We start from the raw sequence: 24,629 nt of genomic DNA, 5'->3' as shown, positions 1-24,629 counted from the left end.
ACGACAAGGTACGCGACCCTGCGGCACTCCGCGGGGCCCTTGCGATCAGAGAGCCTCCGGATATGCTCATGTCTCTAAAGGGACCTCCGGTTGCCGTATCCGTTCACAAAACACGCGATCTTGAGTCTCGTCGCCCAGTACGGGACGGCCTACGGCTATCGGTTGAGGCGCGACATCGACGACTGGCCCATCAGCGGGCCGCTCGTGCCGAGCGAGAGCACGATCTACAAGTCGTTGAACGACCTGTTCGATGAGCAGCTCATCGAGGAGGTCGATCCTGACGAGCCGCCGGCCCGCACCGGCCGCGATCGCCGGCGGTACGCCGTGACGGCACTCGGCCATCTGCGGGTCACGGAGTGGATGGACACCGAGCCCAGGTCGATGGAGGAGCTGTGGCTGCGCATCGGTTGCGCGCGCCAGCAGGACATCCCCGCGCTGATCCGGTGGGTCCAGAGGGCCGAGAACGAATGCCTGGACCGTCTCGAGAGCCTCGGAGTGCCGGACCTCGGACCGTTGGTCGCCAGCGGAGCACCGTGGCGACTCGTGACGCGAACGATGCTGGACTCGATCGAGACCAGCCAGGTCGAGGAGCGATCGCAGCTGCTGCGCGAGATCCGCCACGCGCTGGCGCAGTCCGTCCAACCCCCACCGACGTCATGACCGAGCTCCTACGTCTCGACGACGTCCACGTCTCGTATCGGCGCGGGCATCGGCGGATCGACGTCCTCCGCGGCCTGTCGCTCGAACTGGAGCCGGGCGTGCTGGCCGGCGTCTGGGCCGATCGCAGTGCGGGCAAGACCACGCTCGCGAAGGTCGCCGCGGGCATCCTCACGCCCGATGCGGGCGTCGTCTTGTTCCGCGGCGCGAGCATCGTCGGCGCGGATGGCGGCGGACGGCTGCACAGCGAGGTCGGCTTCGCGAGCCGTCAGAGCGCCGGCGTGGGACCCGCCACGGTCGCAGAAGGCATCGCCTCGACGCTTCTGATGAACATGTCGTGGAAGCCCGCGATGGAACGCGCCTATGACGCTCTGGAGCGCACCGGCGTGATCGACCAGGCGCGCGACCGGTTGGAGGACCTGTCCGATGAGGAGCGCATGCGCGTCGCGCTCGCGCAGGCGATCGCCCGCAAGCCGAGCCTTCTCGTCGTCGACGATCCGGTCGCCGGGATGGGCGGCGACCGCCGACCCAGCATCATGAAGCTGCTCCGCTCGTTCGCCGCGGACGGCGTGTCAGTGTTGATGACCGCTGCAGAGCTGAAGGAGCTGCGGGGGGCCGACCGCATCTGGGGACTCGACGACGGCATCCTGGACGGAGGAATCCCGCGCGACGCCGCGCCCCGCACGCCGGGGACCGTCGTCCCGTTTCCCGCAACCGGCAGCAGCTGACGGCCATGCTCGAGTTCCGCGACGTCCGCAAGTCCTTCCAGTCGGGAGAAGAGACGATCCGCGCGATCGACGGGCTCTCCCTCACCGTTCCAAGCGGCGAGATGATCGCCCTCTTCGGCCCGTCCGGGTCCGGCAAGAGCACGCTGCTGCGGATTGCCGCCGCGATCGAGCCGCCCGACTCCGGCGCTGTCATGGTCGACGGCCAGGACATCACGACGCTCGGGGCACGGGACGCGTCGGCCTATCGCCTGCGGACCGTCGGATGGGTCGGCCAGCAGGCGGACCTGATCGCCGGCGCCTCGGCGCTGGACAACGCCGCCATGAAGGCGCTCGTCGTGCTCGGCACCTGGCGCCGGGCGCGTGAGCAGGTCGTGCCGATCCTCCAGACGCTCGGCCTCGGACGCCGGCTCGACCATCGCGTCGAGACCTTGTCGACCGGTGAGCAGCAGCGCGTGATGCTTGCCCGCGCGCTCTCGACCGAACCGCGCGTCCTCCTGGCCGACGAGCCCACGGGGAACCTCGACCGCCGGCGCGGAGACGAGGTCCTCGAGCTGCTGCGCACCATCACCCACGAGCACGACGTCGCCACCGTGCTCGTGACGCACGACGCCCACGCCATCGCGTTCGCCGACCGGGCGCTCACGCTGGAGGACGGCACCCTCACCGAGGCGATCACAACGTCATGAGCGCCACCGCGCCGGAGACGTCGCGGCGACCCCGGGTCGGTCGTCTGCGCTTCGGCAGCGCGCTGCGGCTGTACCTGATCCGGCTCCGCGGTCGACGGATCCAGGAGCTGCTCGCGATCCTCGGCATCGCGATCGGTGTCGCGTTGTTGTACGCCTCGCAGGTCGCCTCGACCTCGTTGTCCGGGCCGGTCAAGGCCATCAACAACGGATTGGTCGGCAGGAGCCAGCTGCAGATCCTCTCGCGCGCCAACGTGGGCATGCCGGCCGACGTGTACAACAAGGTGCTCGCGATCCCCGGAGTGCGCCGCGCCGCGCCCGCGCTTCAGCTCTCCGGCAACCTCGAGGGTCCGAGGGGGCAGCGTGGGGTGATGGTGTTCGGGGCGGACCCGCGGATCGTCCAGCTGAAGGGCGACCTCCTCAAGGGGTTCAGCAGCGACGACGCCGCACGCCAGGAAGCCGTGATCCTTCCGAAGCCGATCGCTGAGGCGATCGGGGTCGGCGTCGGCGACGACGTCCGGCTCGAGGTCGACGGGCGCACGGTGGCCCAGCCTGTCGTCGTCTCCGGCCGCGACGAGATCGGCGCGCTCTCCGACACCGCGGTCGCGCTGGTGCCACTCCCCTACCTCCAGCGCCTCGCGCACGCCGACGGCCAGGTGTCCCGGATCCTCGTGGAAGCCGATCCCGGGCGCGTCGACCAGGTCCGGTCCGGGCTGGACCGTCTCGCCGCCGGGCGCTGGAATGTCGCTCCCTCCAGCTTCGAGACGTTGTTGTTCAACAAGGCGGCGTCACCGACCGCGCAGGCGACGCTCGTCTTCGCGATCGTCAGCGCGCTCGTCGGCTTCCTGTTCGCGGCGTGCGCGCTGCTGGTGACGGCAAGCGAACGCCAGCGGCTGGCCGCACAGCAACGAGCGCTCGGCTACCCACCGGTCGCGACGTTGACGACGCTGCTCGTGGACGTCGCGGTCGTCGGCGGAGCCGGTGTCGTCCTCGGGCTGGGCCTGGGCGAGCTGCTCTCACGCACCGGCTTCTCATCGGACGTGAGCTTCCTGGCCGGAGCCTTCCCGACCGGCGACGTCCGCGTCGTCACCTGGCAGAGCGTCGCGGTCGCCGCGGCTGCGGGGCTCCTGGCAGCGGCAATCGGTGTTCTCCTGCCCGTCCGGCGAGCCGTGTTCACGACGATGCCGTTCCACTTCCGTCCGGCATCCACGGCGCAGTCCGCCGGCTCCGGCGGCGCCGGTTGGGCGTTGCGGTTCGTGGCGATCTGCTCGCTCGTCCTGGCGTTCGTGGTCGCCGCGTTCTGGCCGAGCGCGGTCGTCGCCGGGCTCGCCGCACTCGGTGTGGGCATGGTGTGTGCGCTCCCGACGATCGTCGATGGAACCGCGAGCCTGATCGAACGTCTCAACCTGCGAGCCCGGACGTCGTCTGCGCTGCAGCTGGCGCTCCAGCACATCCGTGCGCCGCAGTTGAGATCACGCACGCTCGCCATCGCGACGGTTGGCGCCGTCGCGGTGTTCGGCGCCGCGTCGCTCGAAGGAGCGCGGCTCAACCTGACCGCCGGGCTGTCCGCCGACGTCCACGAGCTCAACGCGGCGGCGCCGATCTGGATCACGCCGCGCGGCGCCGGCGAGGTGTTCGGCACGATGCCGTTCGACGCGCGCGGCGCTGTCGCCGTCGTTCGGCGCACGGAAGGGGTCGGGCGCGTCGACGCCTACCGCGCCGGCCTCGTGGACGTCGGCCCGTGGCGGACCTGGATGATCGGGACCCCGGCGGCATCGCCCGCGCCGCTGCCGCTGGAGCAGATCGTCGAGGGCGACGGACCGGCGACGATCCGGCGGTTGCGCCAGGGCGGCTGGGTGACGTTGTCGAAGGCCATCGCCGACGACCTCGACGCCGGGATCGGTGACGTCGTGACGCTCCCCACGCCACACCCGCTGCGGGTGCGCGTCGCAGCGATCACCACCAACTTGGGGTGGTCGGGAGGGGCGGTCGTCGTCAGCGCTGCGGACTTCGCCGCTTCGTGGGAGGGCGGCGGAGTGGCTGCGCTGCACGTGACGCCGGCAGCCGGCGTCGGCGCCGACCAGCTGCAGCGGCGGATCGCGGGCGCGCTCGGAGGAGCTTCGGCCGCGCTGCGCGTCGAGACGGCGAGGCAGCGCGACGCGCGCCAGCTCAACTCCGCGTTGGGCGGGCTGGAGCGCCTGAAGCAGATCGCCCGGTTGACGCTGCTCGCCGCCCTGGTCGCGATGAGCGCGGCGATGACCGGGCTGCTGTGGCAGCACCGCCCGGGGTTGGCGGCCCTGAAGGCGCATGGTCTTTCGACCCGGCTGTTGTGGGGGTCGTTGATCCTAGAGGCGGTGATCCTGTTCGCGACGGCGACGCTGACGGGTGGTGTGTTCTCGCTCCTCGGCCAGGTCCTCGGATCCCACGGCGTGCAGGTCATCACCGGGTTCCCGACGGACAACCGTCTGCAGCCGGCGACCACGATCGAAGCGGTCGCACTGGTGGCCGGGGCGTCCCTGCTCACGGTGATGCTCCCGGGCTACCTCGTGGCGCGGGTGCGACCTCGCTTCAAGGGCTAGCCGCCGTCATGGCCTCCGGGGCCGAGCATGAGCCATCGCGATCCGGCACCGCTCACCACACGACAGGCCGTCGCGCTCGGCAGGGGCGCCGGGCGCGAGCTGGCCTACGGGCTGCGTGCCGTCAAGGCTGAGCTCCGGGCCTGGAGCGCACGCGCCGGCGCGATCCCTGACGCCGCGCTGCGCGCGCTCGTCCTGCAGGGGATGGAGGAGGGACGGGCGCTGGTCGACGGCGCCGCGCTGTTCTGGACCGTGCCCCAGCGCCGGAGCGACGACCTGCTGCGCGCGCTCGTCGCGCTCCAGACGCTCCTCAACGTCCTGGACATCGTCTTGGAGAGCGACGGGCGCCGCCTAGGCGGGCCGCGGCCTTGGATGTGGCTCGCCGAGCACGCGCTCGACGCGCACGGCCCGCCGTTTCCCGGCGACATCATCAACAACGAGCTCGGCGACGACGGTGGCTACTTCGAGGCCTTGATCGCCACGTGCCGGGACGCCTGTCGCGCGCTTCCGAGCTATCCCGCCGCATGCGACACCCTCCTGCGCGAGACGCGACGCGCGGTGAGCTTCGAGATCGAGCACGAGCCCGATCCGGTGCGCCGCTCGGCGCTGATGCGGCACTGGGCGGGCTCGCACTTCGCCGACCAGGCCGGGCTCGCGTCGTGGGAGCTTGCCGGTGGTGCGAGCTCGCTGCTGTCGGCGATGGCGGTGCTCGCGATGGCGTCCGATCCCGGAATCGACGCGGAGCGGATGGCCCGTGCTGCAGATGCGTACACCTGGGTCGCGAGCACCGGTGCGCTCCTGGACAGCTACTCCGACATCGAGGCGGACAAGAACAGTGGCGCGCACAACTGGTTCGGCTATTACGGCTCCGCCGGCCAGGCGGCCGGGCGCACCGCGACGCTGCTGACCGGCGCGATCGAGCGCGTGCGCGCCTTGCCGGTGGGCGAGCGCCACGTGGTGATCGTCGGCGGCATGGCGGCGCTGTTCCTCTCCGGCGACGCGGCGCGCCGGCCCGAGCGGCGGGCGACGACCGCGGCGCTGGTCCGGAGCGGGGGAACGTTGACGCGCGTCCTGGTGCCGTTCCTCCGCGCTTGGCGGATCGCATACGGGCAACGGGCCGGCTAGCGACCAAGTCTGATCGGTGCGTCGTACTGCGCGAGGCAGTACTGCGCGACGCACTACTGCCGTGGCGACTACCGGAGCAACGCGGCGCGCTCTAGGTTCCGCACCGTCCCGACACGTTCGAGCGACTTCATGCACTTGTCGCGCTCGCGCGACGAGCGGCGACGGTGTGGGCGGGCCCTTCTTCCGCGTGGCTTGCCCACACCCAGCCGCCGACCACACCAACTACTCCGGGTTCAACTTGATGGCCACGAAGCGTGAGAAGCAGAAGCGATTGGCGACCCTGCGACCGCACCCAGTGCGCGACCAGATCGTCGATGTGATGCGCAGCTACGGCAAGCCGATCAGCCCGACGCAGATCAGCCGGATCACCGGCGGGACGCTGGGGTCGGTGGCGTACCACGTCCGGACGTTGTCGTCGGCCGGCGTGATCGAGCTGGCGGACGAAGGCCGCGTCCGCGGCGCCGTCGAGCACCTCTACCTCCTGGTCCCCGAGCGCGACGACGCACCGCTGGTCGACCAGGTCGGGAACCTCCTGAGCATCTGCGGCGCCCTGACCGTGCCGGCGTCCGACGGCGGCTACCCCGTCCCGGTATCCCTCGACGAGGCGGCACGCCGCGACCTCCGAGCGATCATCGACCGTGTCGGCCCAGAGGTCCGCCAGATCGCGCACCAGTCGACGGAGCGGGCGGGCAGCTGAGACGCAGCGACGGCGCGGTGTTGCGGCGGATGGCGGCAAGGACCGCAGGCAGTGGCGGCGCCGCGAGGAGGAGGATTGGTTGCCATGCCGGAAGCAGCGCCACGGCGACCGCCGCGGACGCAAGCGGTGGTGGAGACATGGCGACGAGGACCGTGTGGAGCGGGAAGTGCGCTGCTGCGACGGGTGACGGCAAAGGACACCGGCCGTGGCGGTGCCGCGAGGAGGAGGGTTAGTAGCCATGCCAGACGCGGCGCCACGGCGACCGCCGCGGACGCAAGCGGTGGTGGAGACATGGCGACGAGGACCGTGTGGAGCGGGAAGTGCGCTGCTGCGACGGGTGACGGCAAAGACCGCCGACAGTGATGGCGCCGCGAGGAGGAGGATGGTTGCCCTTCCGGATGCGATGCCAGGAGCGACGGCCGCGGTCGCGAGCGTTGGCGGTGCCGCGGCGATGAGGGCCGTGTAGAGCGAGAGGGCGCCGCGGTTAGCGGCGGATGTCTTCGCAGTCGGAGGCGATGTGGTCGGTGGGGTCGGCTGGGACGGTGTCGTGGCCGGAGCCGCAGTGGATGGTGTCGGTCTCGCCGCGGACGGTGTTGATGCGGTCGTCGCCGGAGCCGCCGGAGATGGTGTCCGGGCCGAGGTTGCCGAAGAGGGTGTCGTTGCCGGCGCCGCCGGAGATGTGGTCGGCGCCGCGGTCGCCGGTGATCTGGTCGTCGCCGGCGTCGCCCCAGATGTTGTCGTCGCCGGAGCGGCCGGCGATCGTGTCGTCGCCGGGACCACCATGCAGCTCGTCGTCGCCCCACTCACCGTCGACGTAGTCGTCGCCCCCGCCACCGAAGAGCTTGTCCTTGCCCTGCTTGCCGAACAGCGAGTCCGGGCCCGGCGTCCCGTGCAGCACGTCGTTGCCGGTGGTGCCTCTGATCAGCGACGTCGTTGTTGTCGTCGTTGCCTGCTCGGGCGGGATCGGGACGACCGACTCGCAGCCGACCAACCGATCGCGCGTGGGCGCGGTGTTCTCCACGTACACGGTGTCGTTGCCGTCGCCGCAATCCACGGAGTCACCGCTGTCGTCGGCCACCCGGATCGTGTCGTCGCCATCGCCGGCCTCGATCACGTCGGCGCCCGGCCCGCCGGTGATCGTGTCCGCCCCGCCGTCGCCGTACATCTCGTCGGCGCCGTCACCGCCGTCGAGCAGGTCCGCACCCGCACCGCCCTCGACGAGGTCGTCGCCGTCGGACCCCGCGATCGTGTCCGACCCGTTGTTGCCCTCCAGCAGGTCGCGCGCGGACCCGCCGTCGATCAGGTCGTCGCCGTCGCCGCCGAGGATGTGCTCGGTCCCCGACTCGCCGTAGAGCTTGTCGTTGCCCTGGTTGCCCTCGATGATGTGGTCGCTGCCGCGCCCGCCGTGGACCGTGTCGTCGCCAGGCCCGCCGATCAGCCGCGCATCGTTGCCGAACGCGCCGCCGTCGATGAGGTCGTTGCCCTCCTCGCCGTAGATGCGGTCGTCGCCCGCGCCGCCATCCAACCGATCGTCTCCGGCGCCGCCGTGGATGCGGTCGTTGCCGGTCCCGCCCGTCGCGGTGTCGGCCCCGTCGCCGCCGTCGATCGCGTCGTTCCCGGACGACCCGTTCAACCTGTCGTCGCCCGCGCCGCCGTCGAGCCGGTCGTCGTAGGGCCCGCCGTCGAGGACGTCGTTGCCGTCGCCGCCGTGCAGGATGTCGTTCTCGCGCCCGCCGTCGAGGCGATCGTCGCCACCAAGGCCTTCAAGAAGGTCCTGGGAGCGCGTCCCGATCACCGTGTCCGGGCCGTCGGTGCCGAGCGCGAGCGCGAGCCCCGGCTGGACCGCCATCGACGTCGCCGCCAGCGGGAGCATCCCGGTCCGCGCGTGGCCGAACGCCGAGACCAGCGAGACCGCCGCGCCGCCCGCCAGGTACGCGCGCTGCCCGTCGGGCGCGTAGGCCGGCGCGGCCGGGCCGGCCGCGGTCCGGAACACGTGCACCGCCTGCGGCGCCAGGTCGACGATCGCGCCCTTCGCACCACCGACGCCCGGACCGACAGCAAGATGTAGGCCATCCGGCGCGACCGCGATCCGGCCCGACAGCGCCTTGGGCACCTTGATGCCCTTGGTCGCCTTCCTCGCCCCGCGCGGAAGCGTCCGGAGCCGCCCGCGCGTCGTCGAGATCCACGCCCGCCCACCCGCGAACGCGACGCCGCTCGCACCCTTGACCCTCACGCGCCGCAGCAGCCGCGGGCCGTCCAGGTCGAGGACCGCGACGCGCCCGCCGCGCAGCGTCGCGGCGCCCTGCGTCCCGCCCGGCGCGACCGCGAGGTCCAGCGCGGTGCCGTGCAGCTCGGCGCTGCCGACCGGAGCGAGCGTCCGGGCATCCAAGGCGTACATCTTGGTCCCTGCCGCGGCGTAGAGCGTCCCGCCGCCCGGCGAGACCGCCAGCGCCACGACCGGCGCGCCCAGCGCCCTCGGGCCGACGGTCGCGGACGCAAGCGCGAGCGGCTCCGGCGGCAGCGTCGTCGTCGCCGCCAGCCCGCCGCCCGGCGCGGGCGCCACGGCCGGCGCGATCACCGACGGCGCCCGGAGGTCGAGCGCCAGCACCTGCCCACCGCCCGCCGCCCAGCCCACGCGCCCGTCGCGCGCGATCGCCACCGCGGTCGACGGTCCGGGAAGCACCACCCTCCGCAGCACCGACCCCGAGCCGACATCCAGGATCGTGACGTCGCTCCCGCCACCGGCGAGCAGCGCGACACGTGCGCTCGCGCTCGCCGGCAGGGCGCACAGCAAGGCAGCGGCGAGAAGAACGCAGCGCATCTCTCCCCCGTTCGCCACCCGCGCCGCGACGCCTCCCCGCTACGCCTCCTGCACGTCGCGCGCGCGGCAGACCGCGCGCGCCACTTCCTCCGGGTCGTCGGTGACCATCAGCAGCCTGGCGTCGCGCTCGGCGATCATGCCCTCGTCCAGCAGCCGCTCGCGGATCCAGTCCAGGAGCCCGCCCCAGTAGGACTCGCCGACGAGCACGATCGGGAAGTCGCGGATCTTTCCGGTCTGCTCCAGCACGAGCGCCTCGAACAGCTCGTCCAGCGTCCCGAACCCGCCCGGCAGGACCACGAACGCCGTGGCGTAGCGCACGAACATCATCTTGCGCGTGAAGAAGAACGCGCAGGTCAGCGCGATGTCCTGGTACGGGTTCGGCGCCTGCTCGAACGGCAGCTGGATGTTCAGGCCGACGCTCGTCACCCCCGCGTCGCGCGCGCCGCGGTTGGCGGCCTCCATCAGCCCCGGCCCGCCGCCGGTGATGATCGCGAACCCCTCCTGGCCCACGCGCCGCGCGGTCTCGCGCCCCAGCCCGTAGTACTGGTGGTCGGGGTCGACGCGCGCCGAGCCGAAGAACGTCACGGCCGGGCCGAGGTCGCGCAGCGCCTCGAAGCCGGCCTCCAGGTCGCGGTCGATCCGCTCGATCCGCTGCTGCTCGGTGCGGGTCGCGATCACCGAACGGCGTTTGGTGCCGAGCAGCTCCTCGTCCGGTGTCGAGGGCGGGTGCGGACGGGCGGGATCGGCAGTGGGGCTCACGGAGGCGAGGTTGTATCACCCCGACTGCAGGAACACGAAGGCGGCGGGCGCCTCCCGGGCTCCCGCCGCCTTCGCACTGCCCTCGCACCCCTGCGGAGAAGTCCTACAACTAGAGCCCGGTCGGGTGCACGACCGTGTACCCCGACGACGAGCGCGACGCCGTCTGCCAGCGCGTTCCGGCGGCGGAACGGCCGGACGTGTCGAAGCGCAGGCCCGCGACGACCATGTACACGTGGCCGGCGTTGCCGTAGATCGTCACCCACTGGCCCGGGCCGCTCTGCGCGCCGTCCCAGGACGCGAAGTCGCCCGAGGTCAGCGGCCTGTCGAGCAGGCCCGCGCCGTGCAGCGCGTAGGAGACCGAGCCGGAGCAGTCGTAGCCGCTGTCCTGCCACTTGCCGTGGCCGCCGCCGTAGTGGTACGGCGTCTTGGCGATCTCGTTGCCCGCGGCGATGATCTGCTTGACGACGTCCGGCGCGTCGGCGGGCGCGACCGCGAGGCCGTCGGAGCCGACGGTCGCCTTGGCGCCCGGCGTGGTCTGCGCGGGGTTCGGCGTGGTCGAGCCGGTCGCCTGCGTCGTCGCGTCGCCCGCGACCAGCGAGCGCAGCAGGTCGATGTCGTTGGCGTCGATGACGCCGTCGACCGTCTCCTGCTGGTCGGTCTCGAACTGCTTGACCGACTTGACGGTCCCGGCGCCGTACTCGCCGTCGATCGACGTGTCGAAGCCGGCGCGCTGGAGGAAGTCCTGGAGGATCCGGACGTCGTGGCCGCTCATGCCCTTCTTGAGCGGGATGCGATCGCCGAGGTGCTGAGAGCCGCCGGTCGCGCGGACGTCGAAGCCGCCGGAGGAGTTGGAGCTCGCCGAGCCGTCCGTCGCGCTCTTGAGCGCGGTGAGCGTCTTGGCGTCGGCGACGCCGGAGGCGCGGAGGTTGGCCGCGCGCTGGAACTTGCGGACGACGGTGACGGTGCCGCGGCCGTACTGGCCGTCGGTCGACGTCTTGAAGCCGGCGGAGCTGAGCAGCGTCTGCAGCGCCTTGACGCGCGCGCCGTGGTCGCCGGAGCGCAGCGGCTTGGTGCCGAGCTTGCGGGCCGCCGCGGCGGTCGCGGTGACGGCGGTCGACGAGGCGGTCGACGTACTCGTCGTGCTCGCGCTCGGGGTGGCCGTGGTCGTCGGCGCGGCGGTCGTGCCGGGGGCGGCGGTCGACATCGCGGGGGCGGCGGTGCTCGAAGCCGATGTGTCAGCGGCCGCGACGACCGGGAAGGACAACACGGCGACCGCAGATAGGACTGCACCTACTACGGACGAGCGGAACGGCGACGACGACAACGGGAAGTACCCCTCTATTAGTGGCGCCTACGGGGTTAGCTGTCGGGCTCGCGCCAATAGAGCGGCGCTACTTCGCGGCGTTTCGCGATGATTCGCCCCGGGCCTGAACGCACGCGCTCAGGCCAGTGGGTCCCCCGCTCCCTGGAGAAGTTCCCCAGGGATTCGGCTTGGTTCAACGACCGCGGGAGCGTAGCGAATGGGGCGGCGGGATGTCGTCATAACGACGTCCGGACGCTTACCACCCGCTGATCGCGCGTTCAGCCGGCCGTTATCCGTGAAGCGCCGCCAGGGCCACCGCGAGGGCGACCTCGGCCCGGCTCTTGAGGCTCGAGACCCGGACGAACTCCCCGGGGTTGTGGGCCGCGCCGCCCCGGGGGCCGAGGCCGTCGACGGTCAGGGGGATCGCCGAGGCGAAGTGCGAGGCGTCGCTCGCGCCGCCCCGCTGGGCGCCGATGACCGGACGCCCGAGCAGCGTGGACGCCTGTTCGAGGAGGTCCGCGGTGGTCGCGCGGGAGTCCATCCCGGGCCACTCGCGCTGCAGGCGGGTGGTGAGCCTGGCGCCGCTCGGGAGCTCCTCCGGGACCGCGTCGATGACGCGCGCGAAGGCGTCGAGGCTGTCCGCGCGCGTGTCGGCGATCAGGCGCCCCTCGCCCGGGACGACGTTGAAGGCGTCGCCGGCGCGGATGACGGTCGGGACGGCCGTGAGATGGTCCGGGCCGTGGGGGTCGTGCTCGGCCGCGATCTTCTGCGCCGCGGTGGCGAGCGCGAGCAGCGCGTTGATCCCGGCGTCGGGCGCGGCGCCGGAGTGCGAGCTGCGGCCGTGGGCCAGGACCTCGACCGTGCCGGCCGCCTTGCGCTTGACGATGATCGCGTCGTTGCGGTCGGGGTCCAGCTCGCCGGCCTCGAAGCAGAGGCAGGCGTCGAAGTGGGCGAAGCGCTCGACGTGGGTGAACGGGCCGACGCGCCACTCCTCGTCGACCACGAGCAGGAGCGCGACCTCGGCGTGGAGCTCGGGGCGCCTGGCCAGCGCGGTGAGGACGCCGAGGGCGAGGACGTCGCCGCCCTTCATGTCGACGGTGCCCGACCCGTACATGACGTCGGCGTTGTCTGGATCAGGTTGTAGGGGTCGGTGCGCGTCGTGGGCGACGACGGTGTCGAGGTGGCCGAGCAGGAGGATGCGGCGCGTGCCGGTCCCGGTGATCCGCGCGCAGAAGTCCGGCGCGTGGTCGGGACTGGAGCACGGCAGGTGCTCCACCTGCGCGCCGTCCGGGAGGAGGCTGGCGACGATCGCCTGCGCCTCCTGCGCGCCCTTGACGTCGCCCGACGGGGTCGAGACGCCCACCAGCGCTTCGATCTGGGCGAGCGCGCGGTCGGCGATCGAGACTGAACTTTCGGAGATCCATGGGTCCACGGCCTGGGTACAGTTGCACGTCATGGCCAAGGGACCACGCGTCGGCGATCAGGCACCGGACTTCGAGCTGGAGGGCACCGACGGCCGGTTCCACCTCAGCGAGCACCGCGGCGAGCGCGTCGTGCTGCTGTTCTACCCGGGCGACGAGACGCCGGTCTGCACGAAGCAGTTCTGCTCCTACCGGGACCGGGCGGACGACATGTCCTCGTTGGACGCGATGGTCGTCGGGGTGTCCGGCCAGGACGTCGAGTCGCACCGCGACTTCATCGATCACCACGGCCTGACGGTGCCGCTGCTGGCGGACCCGGACAAGGCGGTCGCCAAGTTGTACGGGGTGACCCGCCCCGTGCTCGGCACCCAGCGCGCGACGTTCATCATCGACGCCAACGGCACGGTCGCGTGGTGCAAGATCCACGCGCTCGGGTTGGACTACGTGTCGGTCGACGAGCTCACCGAGGCGCTGGCCGGCGTGCCGGCCGCGCCGGTCGTGTAGTCCTACGACAACTAGGGCGGCGCCACGGCGCCGTTCGCGCCTCGTCGCGACCGTGTCTACTACGTGTGTATACACAGCGTATATAGTGCCGTCGCATGTCCATCGGCAAGACGCTCCTGGGCCTGCTCGAGGCGGGTCCCTCCCACGGCTACGACCTCAAGCGCGAGTACGACGAGCGCTTCGGGCAGGACCGGCCGGTCGCCTACGGCCAGGTCTACTCGACGCTCTCGCGGCTGCTGAAGAACGGCTTCGTCGAGGTCGACGGGATCGAGCCGGGCGGCGGTCCGGAGCGCAAGCGCTACGCGATCACGGAGGCGGGCGTCGCCGACATCGAGGCCTGGCTGGCGGAGCCCGAGAAGCCGGACGTCTACCTGCAGAGCGCGTTGTACGCCAAAGTCGTGCTCGCGCTGCGCACGGGCCGCTCGGCGCAGGACGTGCTCGACCTGCAGCGCACCGAGCACCTCAAGCTGATGCGGTCGCTCACCGCGCGCAAGGCGACCGGCGACCTCGCCGACCAGCTGATCTGCGACCACGCGCTGTTCCACCTGGAGGCCGACCTGCGCTGGCTGGAGCTGACCGCCGCGCGCCTGGACGGGCTGGCCGGGGAGGTGGCGGCATGAAGCGCGCCGCTGAGTACCCCGAGGCGGCGGCGCCGGCGATCGGCACGCGCGACGCGCTGCTCTCCTGCCGGGACCTGCGCAAGCAGTACGGCGCGACGACCGCGCTCGACGGGGCGTCGCTGGACATCGCTCCCGGCGAGGTCGTCGCGGTGATGGGCTCGTCGGGCTCGGGCAAGTCCACGTTGTTGCACTGCGCCGCCGGGATCATCCGGCCGGACGTGGGCGACGTGCAGTACGACGGGCAGGCGATCGGGACGCTGGGTGACGCGCGCCGCTCGGCGCTGCGGCGCAGCGAGTTCGGCCTGATCTTCCAGTTCGGGCGCCTGGTGCCCGAGCTGTCGTGCCGCGAGAACGTCGCGCTGCCGCTGCGGCTGGCGGGCGCCAGGAGCCGCGAGGCGGCCGCGCGGGCCGACGAGTGGCTGGAACGCCTGGAGGTCGGCGACGTCGCGGAGCGCACGACCGGCGAGGTCTCCGGCGGTCAGGGGCAGCGCGTCGCCGTGGCGCGGGCGCTGGTCACGCGGCCGCGGGTCGTGTTCGCCGACGAGCCGACCGGCGCGCTGGACACGCTCAACGGCGAGCGCGTCATGCAGCTGCTGACGGGCGCGGCGCGCGAGACGGGCGCGGCGGTCGTGCTCGTCACGCACGAGCCGCGGGTCGCGGCGTACGCCGACCGCGAGGTCGTGGTGCGCGACGGCCGGACGCGGCGGGACGCGGCATGAGGCGCTGGGCGCGCGATCTGGCGCTGGGCCTGCGGCTCGCGGTGACCGGCGGCGGGACGCGGCTGCGCTCCGGGCTGACGGCGGTGGGCGTCGCGTTCGGCGTGGCGCTGCTGTTGGTGGCAGCCGGCACGCCGCACATCCGCCACGCGCGCGACGAGCGCTCCGCCGCGCGCCAGTGGGTGAGGGTCGCGCACGGCGAGTCGCTGCGGCTGGCCGACACGAGCACGACGTTCAGGTCGACCGGCATCCAGGGGCTGACCGTGCAGCCGCTGCGCGCCGGCGCGCCGGTCCCGCCCGGGATCCCGCGGCTGCCGGGGCCGGGCGAGATGTACGTGTCGCCCAAGGTGATGGCCTTGCTCGACGGCCCGGACGGGGCGCTGCTGCGCGCGCGGCTGGATGCGCGCGTTGTCGGGATCATTGGCAAAGCGGGACTGCTGAGCCCTTCGGAGGCGTCGTACGTCCGGGGTTCCGTCAGCCTGCCCTCCCCCGCGCGCGACGCGCGCGTCTTCGAGGCGTCCGGCTTCGGGCGTCCGGCCGGTCACGAGCCGCTGGGCCCGCTGTTCACGCTGTTGGTGGTGGTGATGATCGTGGCGCTGCTGGTCCCGGTCGGCGTGTTCGTGGCGACCGCGGTGCGCTTCGGCGGCGAGGAGCGCGACCGTCGGCTGGCGGCGCTGCGGCTGGCGGGCGCCGATCGCGCGACGACCGCGCGGGTCGCGGCGGGCGAGACGCTGCTCGGCGCGCTCGGAGGGTTGGTCGTGGGCGGCGGGCTGTTCTTCGCGCTGCGGCCGGTGCTGCAGCACGTGCGCGTCGCGGGGATCGCGGTCTACGGGAGCGACATCGTCCCGTCGGTCGGGTTGACGCTTGTTGTCGTCGTACTCGTTCCCGCCGCCGCGGTGATCGCGACGCTGGCCGCACTGCGCGGCGTGGCGATCGAGCCGCTCGGCGTGACGCGCAAGGTCCGGCCGCCGCGGCGCCGGTTCCTCTGGCGGCTGCTGCCGACCGTGGCCGGGCTGGCGGTGCTGGCGCCGTTCTTCGGGGACGCGGGCAAGCTCACCGGCGACGCGGGGCGCAACCAGGCGACCGTGGGCGTCCTGTTGATGTTGGTGGGGTTGACGGTCCTGCTGCCGTGGCTGGTCGAGGCGGTGGTGGCGCGCGCTCCGGACGGGTCGCTGCCGTGGCAGCTGGCGGTGCGGCGGCTGCAGCTCGACGGCGGGACGACCGGGCGCGTCGTCGGCGGGATCGCGGTGGCGGTGGCGGGCGCGATCGCGCTGCAGACCGTCTTCGCGGCGGCGGCCGACCAGACCGAGCGCTCGACCGGGATCGACACCTCCCGCGTCAACGTCATGGTCGACGCGTCGCCCCACGTGTCGCCCGTCGCTCTGCAGCGCGAGCTCCTGCGGACGCCGGGCGTGCGCACCGCGTTCGTGCGCCTCGACACCTCCGGCGGCGTCCCCCAGACCCACGCGATGGTGCTCGCGACGCGCGAGCACGACGGGATCGACCGCGTCCGGACGTTGGTGGCGCAGCGCGACCCCCTCGCCTCCGTGATCCGCCTCGACGACTCGATCGAGCCACCCCAGCTGTCCGCTCTGCGCCGGATCCTCTTCGCGGGCGCCGCGCTGGTGCTCGCGATGATCGGCGCCTCGATGCTGGTCGCGGCCATCGAGCAACTCCGCGAGCGCCGCCAGGTGCTCGCAGTGCTCTCCGCCTTCGGCACCCGCCGCCGCACCCTGGCGCTGTCGGTGCTCTGGCAGACCGCGATCCCCGTGACCCTCGGCCTGACGCTCGCGCTGGGCACCGGCCTCCTCCTGGGCACGGTCCTGCTGAAGATCATCGACGCCCCCATCCACATCGACTGGCTGGCGACCACAGCCCTCCTCGCCTCCGGCGCGCTGGTCGTCGCACTGGTGACGCTGCTGTCCCTCCCGGCGCTCGTCCGCCTGACGCGGCCGGAGGCGCTGCGGGCGGAGTAAGCACGGCGGCGGGATCGCACCGTTGTTATAGGACTCACCCAGGCGGCGGCGCGCCGCTTGCCGGACGGACGGCGGTACAGCCCAACACCGCGGCGCAGAGCCGCGCGCGATTCGCGGCCCTCTCAGCCAAGACAGACGCGGCGCCAAAGACGAACGGCGCGGCCGGTGAGAGTCGCGCCGCCGAAGCAGCGGAATCGCGTGTGCCGACGCCGGACGGATCGCGGTACAGCCCAACACCGCCGCGCAGAGTCAGGGACGATTCGAGGTCATCTCAGCCAGGGGGTTTGGCGCCGAGCGAGACGAGCGGCGCGGCCGGCAGCGGAGGCGGTGCCACGGCAGTGGAGGCGCGTGGATTGAGGAAAGAAACGGCCGCCCCAGAGGGGCGGCCGTCGGTCCTGCGGAGGTGTTGTTGTAGTGCTAGCCCAGGACCGCCGCGAGGCGGGCTTCCAGTGCGCCGGCGATGGCGGTGCGGAGGGCGCCTTCGTGGTAGCGCTCGACGATGGCCGACAGGAAGCCTTCGACGACCAGGCGGGACGCGGCGGTCTCGGAGAGGCCGCGGGAGCGGAGGTAGAAGATCTGCTCCGGGTCGATCTGGGCGATGGCCGCTGCGTGGGTGCAACGGACGTCGTCGGCCAGGATCTCCAGGCCGGGGATCGCGTCGGCGTGGGCCTTCTTGCCCAGCAGCAGGTTGCGGGCCTCCTGGAAGGCGTCGGTGCGCTGGGCACCTTCGTCGACCTTGATCATCCCGCGCCACACCGTCGAGGACCGACCGGAGATCAGGCCGCGGAAGGCCAGATCGCTCACCGTGTCGGGTGCCGCGTGCTCCTGCAGCGTGTCGTAGTCGACGTGCTGCCTACCGCGCGTCGCGTACGCGCCGGTGACCTTGGCCGTCGAGCCCTGGCCGTCCAGCGTCGTCTCCAGGAACACCTTGCCGTTGCCGCCGCCGAACCCGAGCGTCGTCCAGTCCAGCTCCGCATCCCGCGCGACGACCGCGCGCTGCGCGCCGAACAGCCACGTCTTCTCGTTCAGCGACTGGGCGGCGACGTAGGTCAGGTTGGCGTTGTCGCCCACGACGATCTCGACGACGCCGTTGACGACCGCCTCCTCGTCATGCGACGACGACACCTGGTCCCACACCTCGACCTGCGCGCCCTCTTCGAGCACGATCAGCGTCCGGTGGTGCAACGTCGTCCCCGGCTGGTCCTGCACCGTGGTGATCAGCACCGGCGCGTCGACCTTGACGTTGCGCGGCACGTAGACCAGCGTCCCGTCGGTCCACGCGTCGGCGTTCGCCTTCGCGAAGTAGCCCGGGCGCGCGACCGTCCCGAAGTGACGGCCGACGACCTCGGCGTGCTTCTCCAGCGCCACGCGCAGCGGCGCCACGATCACACCCGAGGACGCATCGCCCTCGGACGCCACGATCGCGTCCTCCGGCGAGAACAGCCCCGCGGTCGAGCCGGCAGCGGCCGGGGCGACCGGGAACTTCGCCAGGTCCAGCTTGTCGATCGGCGTGAACTCCCAGCCGGCCACGCCCTTGTGCTGGGGCAGCTCGACGGAGACCTGCGGCACGCTCGCCGCGACCGCGCTAGCCAATGGAACCCTCCATCTGCAGCTCGATCAGCCGGTTCATCTCGATCGCGTACTCCATCGGGAGCTCCTTCACGATCGGCTCGATGAAGCCGTTGACGATCAGCTTGCCGGCCTCTTCCTCATCCAGGCCGTGCGACATCAGGTAGAACAGCTGCTCGTCGCCGACCTTCGAGACCGTGGCCTCGTGCCCGACATCGACGTCGTCCTCGCCGATCCGGATCGTCGGGTACGTGTCGCTCCGGGACCTCTCGTCCAGCAGCAGCGCGTCGCAGACGACCTTCGACCTCGAACCGTGCGCGCCCTTGGCGACCTCGAGCAGACCGCGGTACGACGAGCGTCCGCCGTCCTTGGAGATCGACTTGGCGAAGATGTTCGACGTCGTGTTCGGCGCCGCGTGCACGATCTTCGCGCCCGCGTCCTGGTGCTGGCCCTCGCCCGCGAAGGCGATCGACAGCACCTCGCCGTGGGCGCGCTCGCCCATCAGGTAGACCGCCGGGTACTTCATGGTCAGCTTCGACCCGAGGTTGCAGTCGACCCACTCGACGGTCGCGTCACGCTCGGCGATCGCGCGCTTGGTGACCAGGTTGTACACGTTGTTCGACCAGTTCTGGACGGTCGTGTAGCGGATCCGCGCGCCCGGCTTGGCGATCAGCTCGACCACCGCGGAGTGCAGCGAGTCCGACGACCACGTCGGCGCCGTGCAGCCCTCGACGTAGTGCACGTAGGAGCCCTCGTCGGCGATGATCAGCGTCCGCTCGAACTGGCCCATGTTCTCGGTGTTGATCCGGAAGTAGGCCTGCAGCGGCATCTCGACGTGCACGCCCGGCGGCACGTAGACGAACGACCCGCCCGACCACACGGCGCTGTTCAGCGCGGCGAGCTTGTTGTCGTTCGGCGGGATGATCTTCGCGAAGTGCTCGCGGACCAGGTCCTCGTGCTCACGCAGGCCCGAGTCCATGTCCATGAAGATGACGCCCTGCTCCTCCAGGTCCTCGCGGACCTGGTGGTAGACGACCTCGGACTCGTACTGCGCGCCGACGCCCGAGAGGAACTTGCGCTCCGCCTCCGGGATGCCGAGCCGGTCGAACGTGCGCTTGACGTCGTCCGGGACGTCGTCCCAGGAACGCGACGGGCGCTCGGTCGAGCGGACGAAGTAGTGGATGTCGTCGTAGTCGACCTCGGCGAGCATGGGCGAGCCCCACGTCGGCTGCGGGCGGTCGAGGAAGTACTGCAGGGCCTTGAGCCGGAACTCGAGCATCCACTCGGGCTCGTTCTTCATCCGGGAGATCGTCTCGACGACCTCGCGGTTGATGCCCTTGGGCGCCTTGTAGAGGTAGTTGTCCTCCTCGTGGAACCCGTAGCGCTCCGTGTAATCGGAGCCAAGGGTCCGCAGGGCGGCCTCTTCGGCGGTCAGGACCTTGCCGGTCTCAGGTGACGTGGGCGTGGCAGCCATGGGCTACTCGACCTCCAACTTGATCAGGTCGCCGTCGATCCGCACCGGGAAGGTCTCGATGGGCTCGTAGGCAGGAAGGGTCTTCGGGGCACCGGTACGCAGGTCGAACAGGGAGCCGTGGCGCGGGCACTCCAGCGTGCACGCGGCCTCGTCCAGCACGCCCTCGGCCAGCGGACCGTCGTCGTGCGAGCAGCGGTCCTCGATCGCGAAATACGTGCCGGCGCAGTTGACGACGGCGATCTCGAGGTCGTCCCACTCGATGACGCGCATGGCGCCCGGAGGGAGCTCGGTGACGGGGCAGATGTCGATGATCTCAGGCAACGAAGTTCAAATCCGACTTTCGCAGAAGGGATTGTACCGAGGACCAAGGTCGGCCAGAGTTGCCCTGTCCATGCGAGAGGACACGCTGCGCATCACGCTGCTGGGCGGGTTCTCCGTCGCGATCGACGGAGCACCGGTGGATGAGCGCGCCTGGCGCCTGCGCAAGGCCCGCTCGCTGGTCAAGGTAGCGGCGCTCGCGCCCGGACGACGGGTCCACCGCGACGTCGTCGCCGAGCTGCTGTGGCCCGACCGCGACGCGACCGCCGCGGCCAACAACCTGCACCAGGTGCTCCACGCCGCGCGGCGCGCGCTCGACGCGCCGGGCGCGCTGACGCTCGCCGACGACGTCCTCTCCTTGACCCCCGCCGCGTGGGTCGACGTCGACGCCTTCGAAGACGCCGCCAACGCTGCCGTCGCGGCGCCGGAGGACGACGCGGTCCTCAACCTCGCGCTCGGCCTCTACCGCGGCGAGCTGCTGCCCGAGGACCGCTTCGAGCCCTGGACCGAGCGCCGCCGCGCCGCGCTGGCCGAGACCCACCTGGACCTCGTGATCCGCTCCGCCGAGCGCCTCGCCGCGGCCGGCGACCCGGGCGCCGGGATCGCCGCGCTGGCCCGCGCCGCGGCCGACGCGCCGCGCCACGAGGCGGTCCGGCGCGCGCTGATGCGCGCGCTCGCCGCCGCGGGCCGCCGCCAGGACGCGCTGGCGGAGTTCGAGCAGCTGCGCGGCGCGCTGCGCGAGCACAGCGAGGGCGATCCGGACCCCGAGACGCGCGCGCTGTACCGCGAGCTGCTCGGCGCCGACGGCGACGCGCCGCCCGCGCCGGAGCAACCCGTGCGGCGCCTCGGCGCGTTGCCGGTCCAGGCGACGAGCTTCGTCGGCCGCGCACGCGAGTTGGAGGAGCTGGACCACCTGTTGGACCGCGAGCGCCTCGTCACCCTCACCGGCCCCGGCGGCGCCGGCAAGACCCGCCTCGCGTTGGAAGCCGCCGCGCGCCGCGGCGAGGAGGCCTGGCTCGCCGACCTCGGCGCGTTGCGCGACCCCGCGCTCGTCCCGCAGCAGGTCGCGACCGCGCTGCGCGTCCCGATCCCCGCCAACCGGCCCGCGCTCGACGCGCTGATCGCCCACCTCGGCCGCGCGCCCGTGACGCTGATCGTCCTCGACACCTGCGAGCACGTCCTGCACGCCGCCGCCGAGCTGGCCGACGCGCTGCTGGCCGCCGCGCCCGCCGTGCGCTTCCTGGCCACCAGCCGGGAGCCGCTGCGCGCGCCCGCCGAGGTCGCGTGGCGCGTGCCCTCGCTGGCCGAGGCGCCGGAGCTGTTCCGCCAGCGGGCCGGCGCCGTGGCGGGCGGCCTGACCGGCGCCGACGACGAGCTGATCGCCCACGTCTGCCACCACCTGGACCGGATGCCGCTCGCCGTCGAGCTGGCCGCCGCGCGCTGCGGCGCGCTCACGCTCGCCCAGATCGCCGACCGCCTCGACGTCGCGCTCGACGTCCTCGGGTCCGGGCCGCGCACGGCGCGCAACCGCCAGCAGACGCTGCGCGCCACGATCGCGTGGAGCCACGACCTGCTGACCGGCCCGGAGCGGATCCTGTTCCGGCGCCTGGCGGTCTTCCGCGGCAGCTTCGCGCTCGGCGCGGCCGAGCTGGTCGTCGCCGACGGCGCGATCCCGGAGCGCAGGGTCGCGGACCTCGTCGCGCGGCTGGTCGACAAGTCGCTGGTCGTCGCCGACGCCGAGCGCTTCCGCTGCATGGACACGATCCGCCAGTTCGCCGACGAGCAGCTCGACGCGGCGGGCGAGCGCGACGCGGTCGCCCGCCGCCACCTCGCGTGGTGCCTGGAGCTGGCGCGCGACCCCGCGTCGCTGCACGCGCTGGAGGACGAGCACGGCAACCTGCGCGCGGCGTTGACCTATGCCTTGACGCACGACCCGCAGGCCGCGCTGGCGCTGGCCGCGCGGCTGTGGCGGTTCTGGCTGGACCGCTCGTGGTTCGTCGAGGGCACCGCGTGGCTGGACGCGGTCCTGCGCGCGGCGCCCGAGCGCACGCCGCTGCGCGTCGAGGCGCTGCTGGCCGCCGCGGGGCTGGCGCTGCGCCGGGGCGACCCGTACGCCTACCTGCGGCGGCTCGAGGAGACGCTGAGCATCTACGACGACCTCGGCGATCCGCTGGCGAGCGCCGAGGCGGCGGTGCAGCACGCGCTGTTCGAGGCCTACGTCAACAGCTCCGAGCGCTCGGCGACCATGTGCGCTGAGGCCGTCTCCGTGGCCGAGGCGCACGGCGCGCCGCAGGTCGCGGCCAACGCCGCGCACGCGGGCGCGCTGGCGGCCTGGCAGCGCAGCGACGCCGGGGCCACGCGCCGCGCGCTGGACGACGCGGTCGCGCGCCTGCGCGCGCTGCCGCCCGCGCCCGACGAGCCGTTCCTGGACGCCGTCGTCTTCGGGATGCTCCCGCTGCCGGTCGGCGGCGCGGCGCCCGCCGGGACGGTCCGGATGGTCTGGGAGGCGACGCTGTTCCCGTTCCGGCGCCTGGACCGCGAGCAGGCGCTCGGGCTCGCGCTCAACAACCTCGCCTACGCGCGCCGCGCAGCCGGCCCGGAGGACCCGGACGCGCTGGGCGACGCGGCCGCCGCACTGGTCGAGGCGCTCGGGCGCTTGCGGTCGATCGGCGACCGCAGCGGCGAGGCGATGACGCTCGCCCACCTCGGCCACCTCGCACGCACGCGCGGCGACCTAGATGACGCGCGTGCGCGGCTGGAGGAGGCGTTCGCGCTGCGCCAGGAGCTGGGCGAGGGCCGCGACGCGCGCGTCGTCTCGCTCGGGCTCGGGCTCGTGCACGCCGCGGCGGGCGAGCTGGACGCCGCGCGCGGCGTGTTCACCGCCGCGGTCGAGCGCTTCGAGGCGACCGACGACCTGCCCGCGCTGGCCGGGACGCACATGGACTGGGCGATCGCCGAGGAGCGGGCGGGCGATCTCGCGCGCGCGTGCGAGCTGTACGCGCTGGCGTCCGGGCTCTGGGCCGGGCAGGGGCTGCCGCGCTGGGCGGCGTGGGCGGCGCTCGGCCACCTCGCGACCCTCGGCGCTGAGGGGCGCGCGGAGACCGGCGCCCAGGACGTCCGGCGCCGCACGCGCGACACGTTCGCCCAGATCGGCGACACGCGCGGGATCGCGCTGCTCGCGTCCGGCGGTTAAGCGAGCGCAAAGAGGGTCCGGCGCACCATCGTCGCCATGACCACCCTCCCCACCCAGTCCACCCTCGACACCGGCGCGCTGACCGAGCTGCGCGAGTCCCTCCGCGGTCCGGTCTTCACGCCCGGCGACGCCGGCTACGACGACGCCCGCGAGGTCTGGAACGCGATGTTCGCCGACCAGCGGCCGGCGGTCGTCGTCCAGTGCGCGGGCGTCGCGGACGTGATCCGGGCCGTGTCGTTCGCGCGCAGCGAGGGCCTGGAGATCGCCGTGCGCGGCGGCGGCCACAGCATCCCGGGCTTCTCCTCCTCCGACGGCGGGATCGTCATCGACGTCGGCCCGATGAAGGGCGCGCGCGTCGACGCGCAGCGCAGGACCGTCACCGCCCAGGGCGGGATGCAGTGGCACGAGCTCGACCACGAGACGCAGGCCTTCGGCCTGGCGACGACCGGCGGCTACGTGTCGACGACCGGCATCGGCGGGCTGACGCTCGGCGGCGGGATCGGGCACCTCGCGCGCAACCTCGGGCTGGCGTGCGACCGGCTGATCGGCGCCGACGTCGTCACCGCCGACGGGCGCGTCGTACGCGCCGGGCTCGGGTCCGACGAGGAGTCCGAGCTGCTGTGGGCGCTGAAGGGCGGCGGCGGGAACTTCGGGATCGTGACGTCGATGGACTTCCAGCTCGCGCCGGTCGGGCCGGTCGTCTACGGCGGCGCCGCGTTCTTCCCGCCCACCCAGCTGCGCGAGATCCTCGAGACGGTCCGGGGGTTGATGGACGCCGGGATGCCCGACGAGCTGACGATCCTCGTCAACGCGACGACCGCGCCGCCGGCGCCGTTCCTGCCCGAGGAGATGCACGGCCACCCGGGCATCGCGGTCGTGGCGTGCTGGTCGGGGCCGGTCGAGGAGGGCGAGGCGATGGTCGCGCCGATCCGCGCGCTGGGCCCCGCCGTCGACCTGCTCGGCGAGATCCCGTACGAGGCGCTGCAGCAGCTGCTGGACCCGCTGCTGGACAAGGGGCATCGCAACTACATGAAGGCGGGCTACCTGGACGCGCTGAGCGACGGCGCGATCGACCGGATCGTCGAGGGCCACGCAGACCGCCCGGCGCCCGCGTGCGAGCTGCACATCCACACGATGGGCGGCGCCGCCGCGCGGGTCCCGGCCGACGCGAGCGCGTTCCCGCACCGGTCCGCCCCGTACGTCATCAACATGATGTCGCGCTGGGAGTCGGCCGACCAGGACGACGCGTGCCTGCAGTGGGGCCGCGACGTGTACGCGACGCTCGAGGAGCACACGACCGGCGGCGCGTACATCAACTACCTCGGCAGCGAGGGCCAGGACCGCGTGCGCGCCGCCTACGGCGACGAGTCCTACGAGCGGCTGGCCGCGATCAAGGCCAAGTACGACCCGGACAACGTGTTCCACCGCAACCAGAACATCACGCCGGCGTAGGCCGGCGCCGCTCCGGCCCGGCGGGCGCGCGACGCGT

The 24,629-nt window shown here is 72.7% G+C and carries 19 protein-coding genes and 1 riboswitch; of the genes, 12 read left to right on the top strand and 7 right to left on the bottom strand.

The annotated features are described in order from the left end of the window. The first annotated feature begins 120 nt into the window (after positions 1 to 120). The 6 genes from H030_RS0112845 to H030_RS37020 all read left to right on the top strand — a co-directional run bounded on the left by H030_RS0112845 (position 121) and on the right by H030_RS37020 (position 6,466). The gene (locus H030_RS0112845) at positions 121 to 660 is read left to right on the top strand and encodes a PadR family transcriptional regulator (protein WP_027006399.1); all 540 of its coding nucleotides are present in this window, start codon (positions 121 to 123) and stop codon (positions 658 to 660) included. After that, a complete protein-coding gene (locus H030_RS0112840; protein ID WP_027006398.1) occupies positions 657 to 1,385 on the top strand; it encodes an ATP-binding cassette domain-containing protein in 729 nt (242 codons plus the stop codon). The genes H030_RS0112845 and H030_RS0112840 overlap by 4 nt, the downstream gene beginning before the upstream one ends. 5 nt (positions 1,386 to 1,390) lie before the next feature. Beyond that, positions 1,391 to 2,071: an ABC transporter ATP-binding protein gene (locus H030_RS0112835; protein WP_027006397.1), complete on the top strand. Its 681-nt coding sequence runs from the start codon at positions 1,391 to 1,393 to the stop codon at positions 2,069 to 2,071. Then, positions 2,068 to 4,647 carry an ABC transporter permease gene (locus H030_RS0112830; protein ID WP_027006396.1) on the top strand — a complete coding sequence of 860 codons (2,580 nt, stop codon included), beginning with the start codon at positions 2,068 to 2,070 and terminating at the stop codon, positions 4,645 to 4,647. Before H030_RS0112835 ends, H030_RS0112830 begins: the two co-directional genes overlap by 4 nt. Before the next feature lie 27 nt (positions 4,648 to 4,674). Next, complete coding sequence (locus H030_RS0112825; RefSeq protein ID WP_027006395.1) at positions 4,675 to 5,769, top strand: DUF2600 family protein; 1,095 nt, start codon at positions 4,675 to 4,677, stop codon at positions 5,767 to 5,769. Between the two features lie 319 nt (positions 5,770 to 6,088). Continuing rightward, a complete protein-coding gene (locus H030_RS37020; RefSeq protein WP_196809118.1) occupies positions 6,089 to 6,466 on the top strand; it encodes a helix-turn-helix domain-containing protein in 378 nt (125 codons plus the stop codon). 484 nt (positions 6,467 to 6,950) lie between these two features. On the opposite strand, the gene H030_RS37015 is transcribed toward H030_RS37020, so the two are convergent. The 4 genes from H030_RS37015 to H030_RS0112800 form a co-directional block, all read right to left on the bottom strand. Beyond that, on the bottom strand, positions 6,951 to 9,305 hold the full coding sequence (locus H030_RS37015) for a calcium-binding protein (RefSeq protein WP_231398434.1): 2,355 nt from the start codon (positions 9,303 to 9,305) through the stop codon (positions 6,951 to 6,953). 21 nt (positions 9,306 to 9,326) lie between these two features. Continuing rightward, the gene (locus H030_RS31790; RefSeq protein WP_035127623.1) at positions 9,327 to 10,046 is read right to left on the bottom strand and encodes a TIGR00730 family Rossman fold protein; all 720 of its coding nucleotides are present in this window, start codon (positions 10,044 to 10,046) and stop codon (positions 9,327 to 9,329) included. Between the two features lie 109 nt (positions 10,047 to 10,155). Beyond that, positions 10,156 to 11,250, bottom strand: coding sequence for a peptidoglycan-binding domain-containing protein (locus H030_RS37010; protein ID WP_051222561.1), 1,095 nt, complete (start codon positions 11,248 to 11,250; stop codon positions 10,156 to 10,158). A 127-nt stretch (positions 11,251 to 11,377) separates the two neighbouring features. Further along, positions 11,378 to 11,548: riboswitch (cyclic di-AMP (ydaO/yuaA leader) on the bottom strand. Between the two features lie 90 nt (positions 11,549 to 11,638). Next, complete coding sequence (locus H030_RS0112800; RefSeq protein WP_231398433.1) at positions 11,639 to 12,781, bottom strand: M20/M25/M40 family metallo-hydrolase; 1,143 nt, start codon at positions 12,779 to 12,781, stop codon at positions 11,639 to 11,641. A 22-nt stretch (positions 12,782 to 12,803) separates the two neighbouring features. Here H030_RS0112800 and H030_RS0112795 point away from each other — a divergent pair, with 22 nt between their 5' ends. The 4 genes from H030_RS0112795 (at position 12,804) to H030_RS0112780 (ending at position 16,586) form a co-directional block, all read left to right on the top strand. Then, positions 12,804 to 13,274 (top strand): peroxiredoxin, encoded by a 471-nt coding sequence (locus H030_RS0112795; protein ID WP_027006393.1) that lies wholly within the window; start codon positions 12,804 to 12,806, stop codon positions 13,272 to 13,274. Positions 13,275 to 13,369: 95 nt separating this feature from the next. Continuing rightward, complete coding sequence (locus tag H030_RS0112790; protein ID WP_027006392.1) at positions 13,370 to 13,894, top strand: PadR family transcriptional regulator; 525 nt, start codon at positions 13,370 to 13,372, stop codon at positions 13,892 to 13,894. Beyond that, positions 13,891 to 14,613, top strand: coding sequence for an ABC transporter ATP-binding protein (locus tag H030_RS0112785; RefSeq protein ID WP_051222560.1), 723 nt, complete (start codon positions 13,891 to 13,893; stop codon positions 14,611 to 14,613). The genes H030_RS0112790 and H030_RS0112785 overlap by 4 nt, the downstream gene beginning before the upstream one ends. Next, a complete protein-coding gene (locus tag H030_RS0112780) occupies positions 14,610 to 16,586 on the top strand; it encodes an FtsX-like permease family protein (protein WP_027006390.1) in 1,977 nt (658 codons plus the stop codon). The genes H030_RS0112785 and H030_RS0112780 overlap by 4 nt, the downstream gene beginning before the upstream one ends. 417 nt (positions 16,587 to 17,003) lie before the next feature. Here the strand turns inward: H030_RS0112780 and sufD are convergent, their stop codons facing one another. The 3 genes from sufD to H030_RS0112765 are packed head-to-tail and all read right to left on the bottom strand — an operon-like array spanning position 17,004 to position 19,950. Continuing rightward, positions 17,004 to 18,155 carry a Fe-S cluster assembly protein SufD gene (sufD, locus tag H030_RS31780; protein WP_231398432.1) on the bottom strand — a complete coding sequence of 384 codons (1,152 nt, stop codon included), beginning with the start codon at positions 18,153 to 18,155 and terminating at the stop codon, positions 17,004 to 17,006. A 16-nt stretch (positions 18,156 to 18,171) separates the two neighbouring features. Then, positions 18,172 to 19,629, bottom strand: a complete 1,458-nt coding sequence (gene sufB / locus H030_RS0112770; RefSeq protein WP_035127617.1) for a Fe-S cluster assembly protein SufB — start codon at positions 19,627 to 19,629, stop codon at positions 18,172 to 18,174. Between the two features lie 3 nt (positions 19,630 to 19,632). Next, positions 19,633 to 19,950, bottom strand: a complete 318-nt coding sequence (locus H030_RS0112765) for a Rieske (2Fe-2S) protein (protein WP_027006388.1) — start codon at positions 19,948 to 19,950, stop codon at positions 19,633 to 19,635. A 70-nt stretch (positions 19,951 to 20,020) separates the two neighbouring features. Between H030_RS0112765 and H030_RS31775 the strand changes: the two genes are divergently transcribed. Then, the gene (locus H030_RS31775; RefSeq protein ID WP_035127614.1) at positions 20,021 to 23,140 is read left to right on the top strand and encodes an AfsR/SARP family transcriptional regulator; all 3,120 of its coding nucleotides are present in this window, start codon (positions 20,021 to 20,023) and stop codon (positions 23,138 to 23,140) included. Between the two features lie 36 nt (positions 23,141 to 23,176). Beyond that, entirely contained in the window at positions 23,177 to 24,592 is a 1,416-nt protein-coding gene (locus H030_RS0112755) for an FAD-binding oxidoreductase (protein ID WP_051222556.1), read from the top strand. Positions 24,593 to 24,629 lie beyond the last annotated feature (37 nt).

The organism is Conexibacter woesei Iso977N (assembly GCF_000424625.1).
In the GTDB taxonomy this organism is placed as follows: Bacteria; Actinomycetota; Thermoleophilia; order Solirubrobacterales; family Solirubrobacteraceae; genus Baekduia; species Baekduia woesei_A.
Note: the sequence above shows the minus strand (reverse complement) of the source record. Positions and strands in the feature narration are given on the sequence as shown.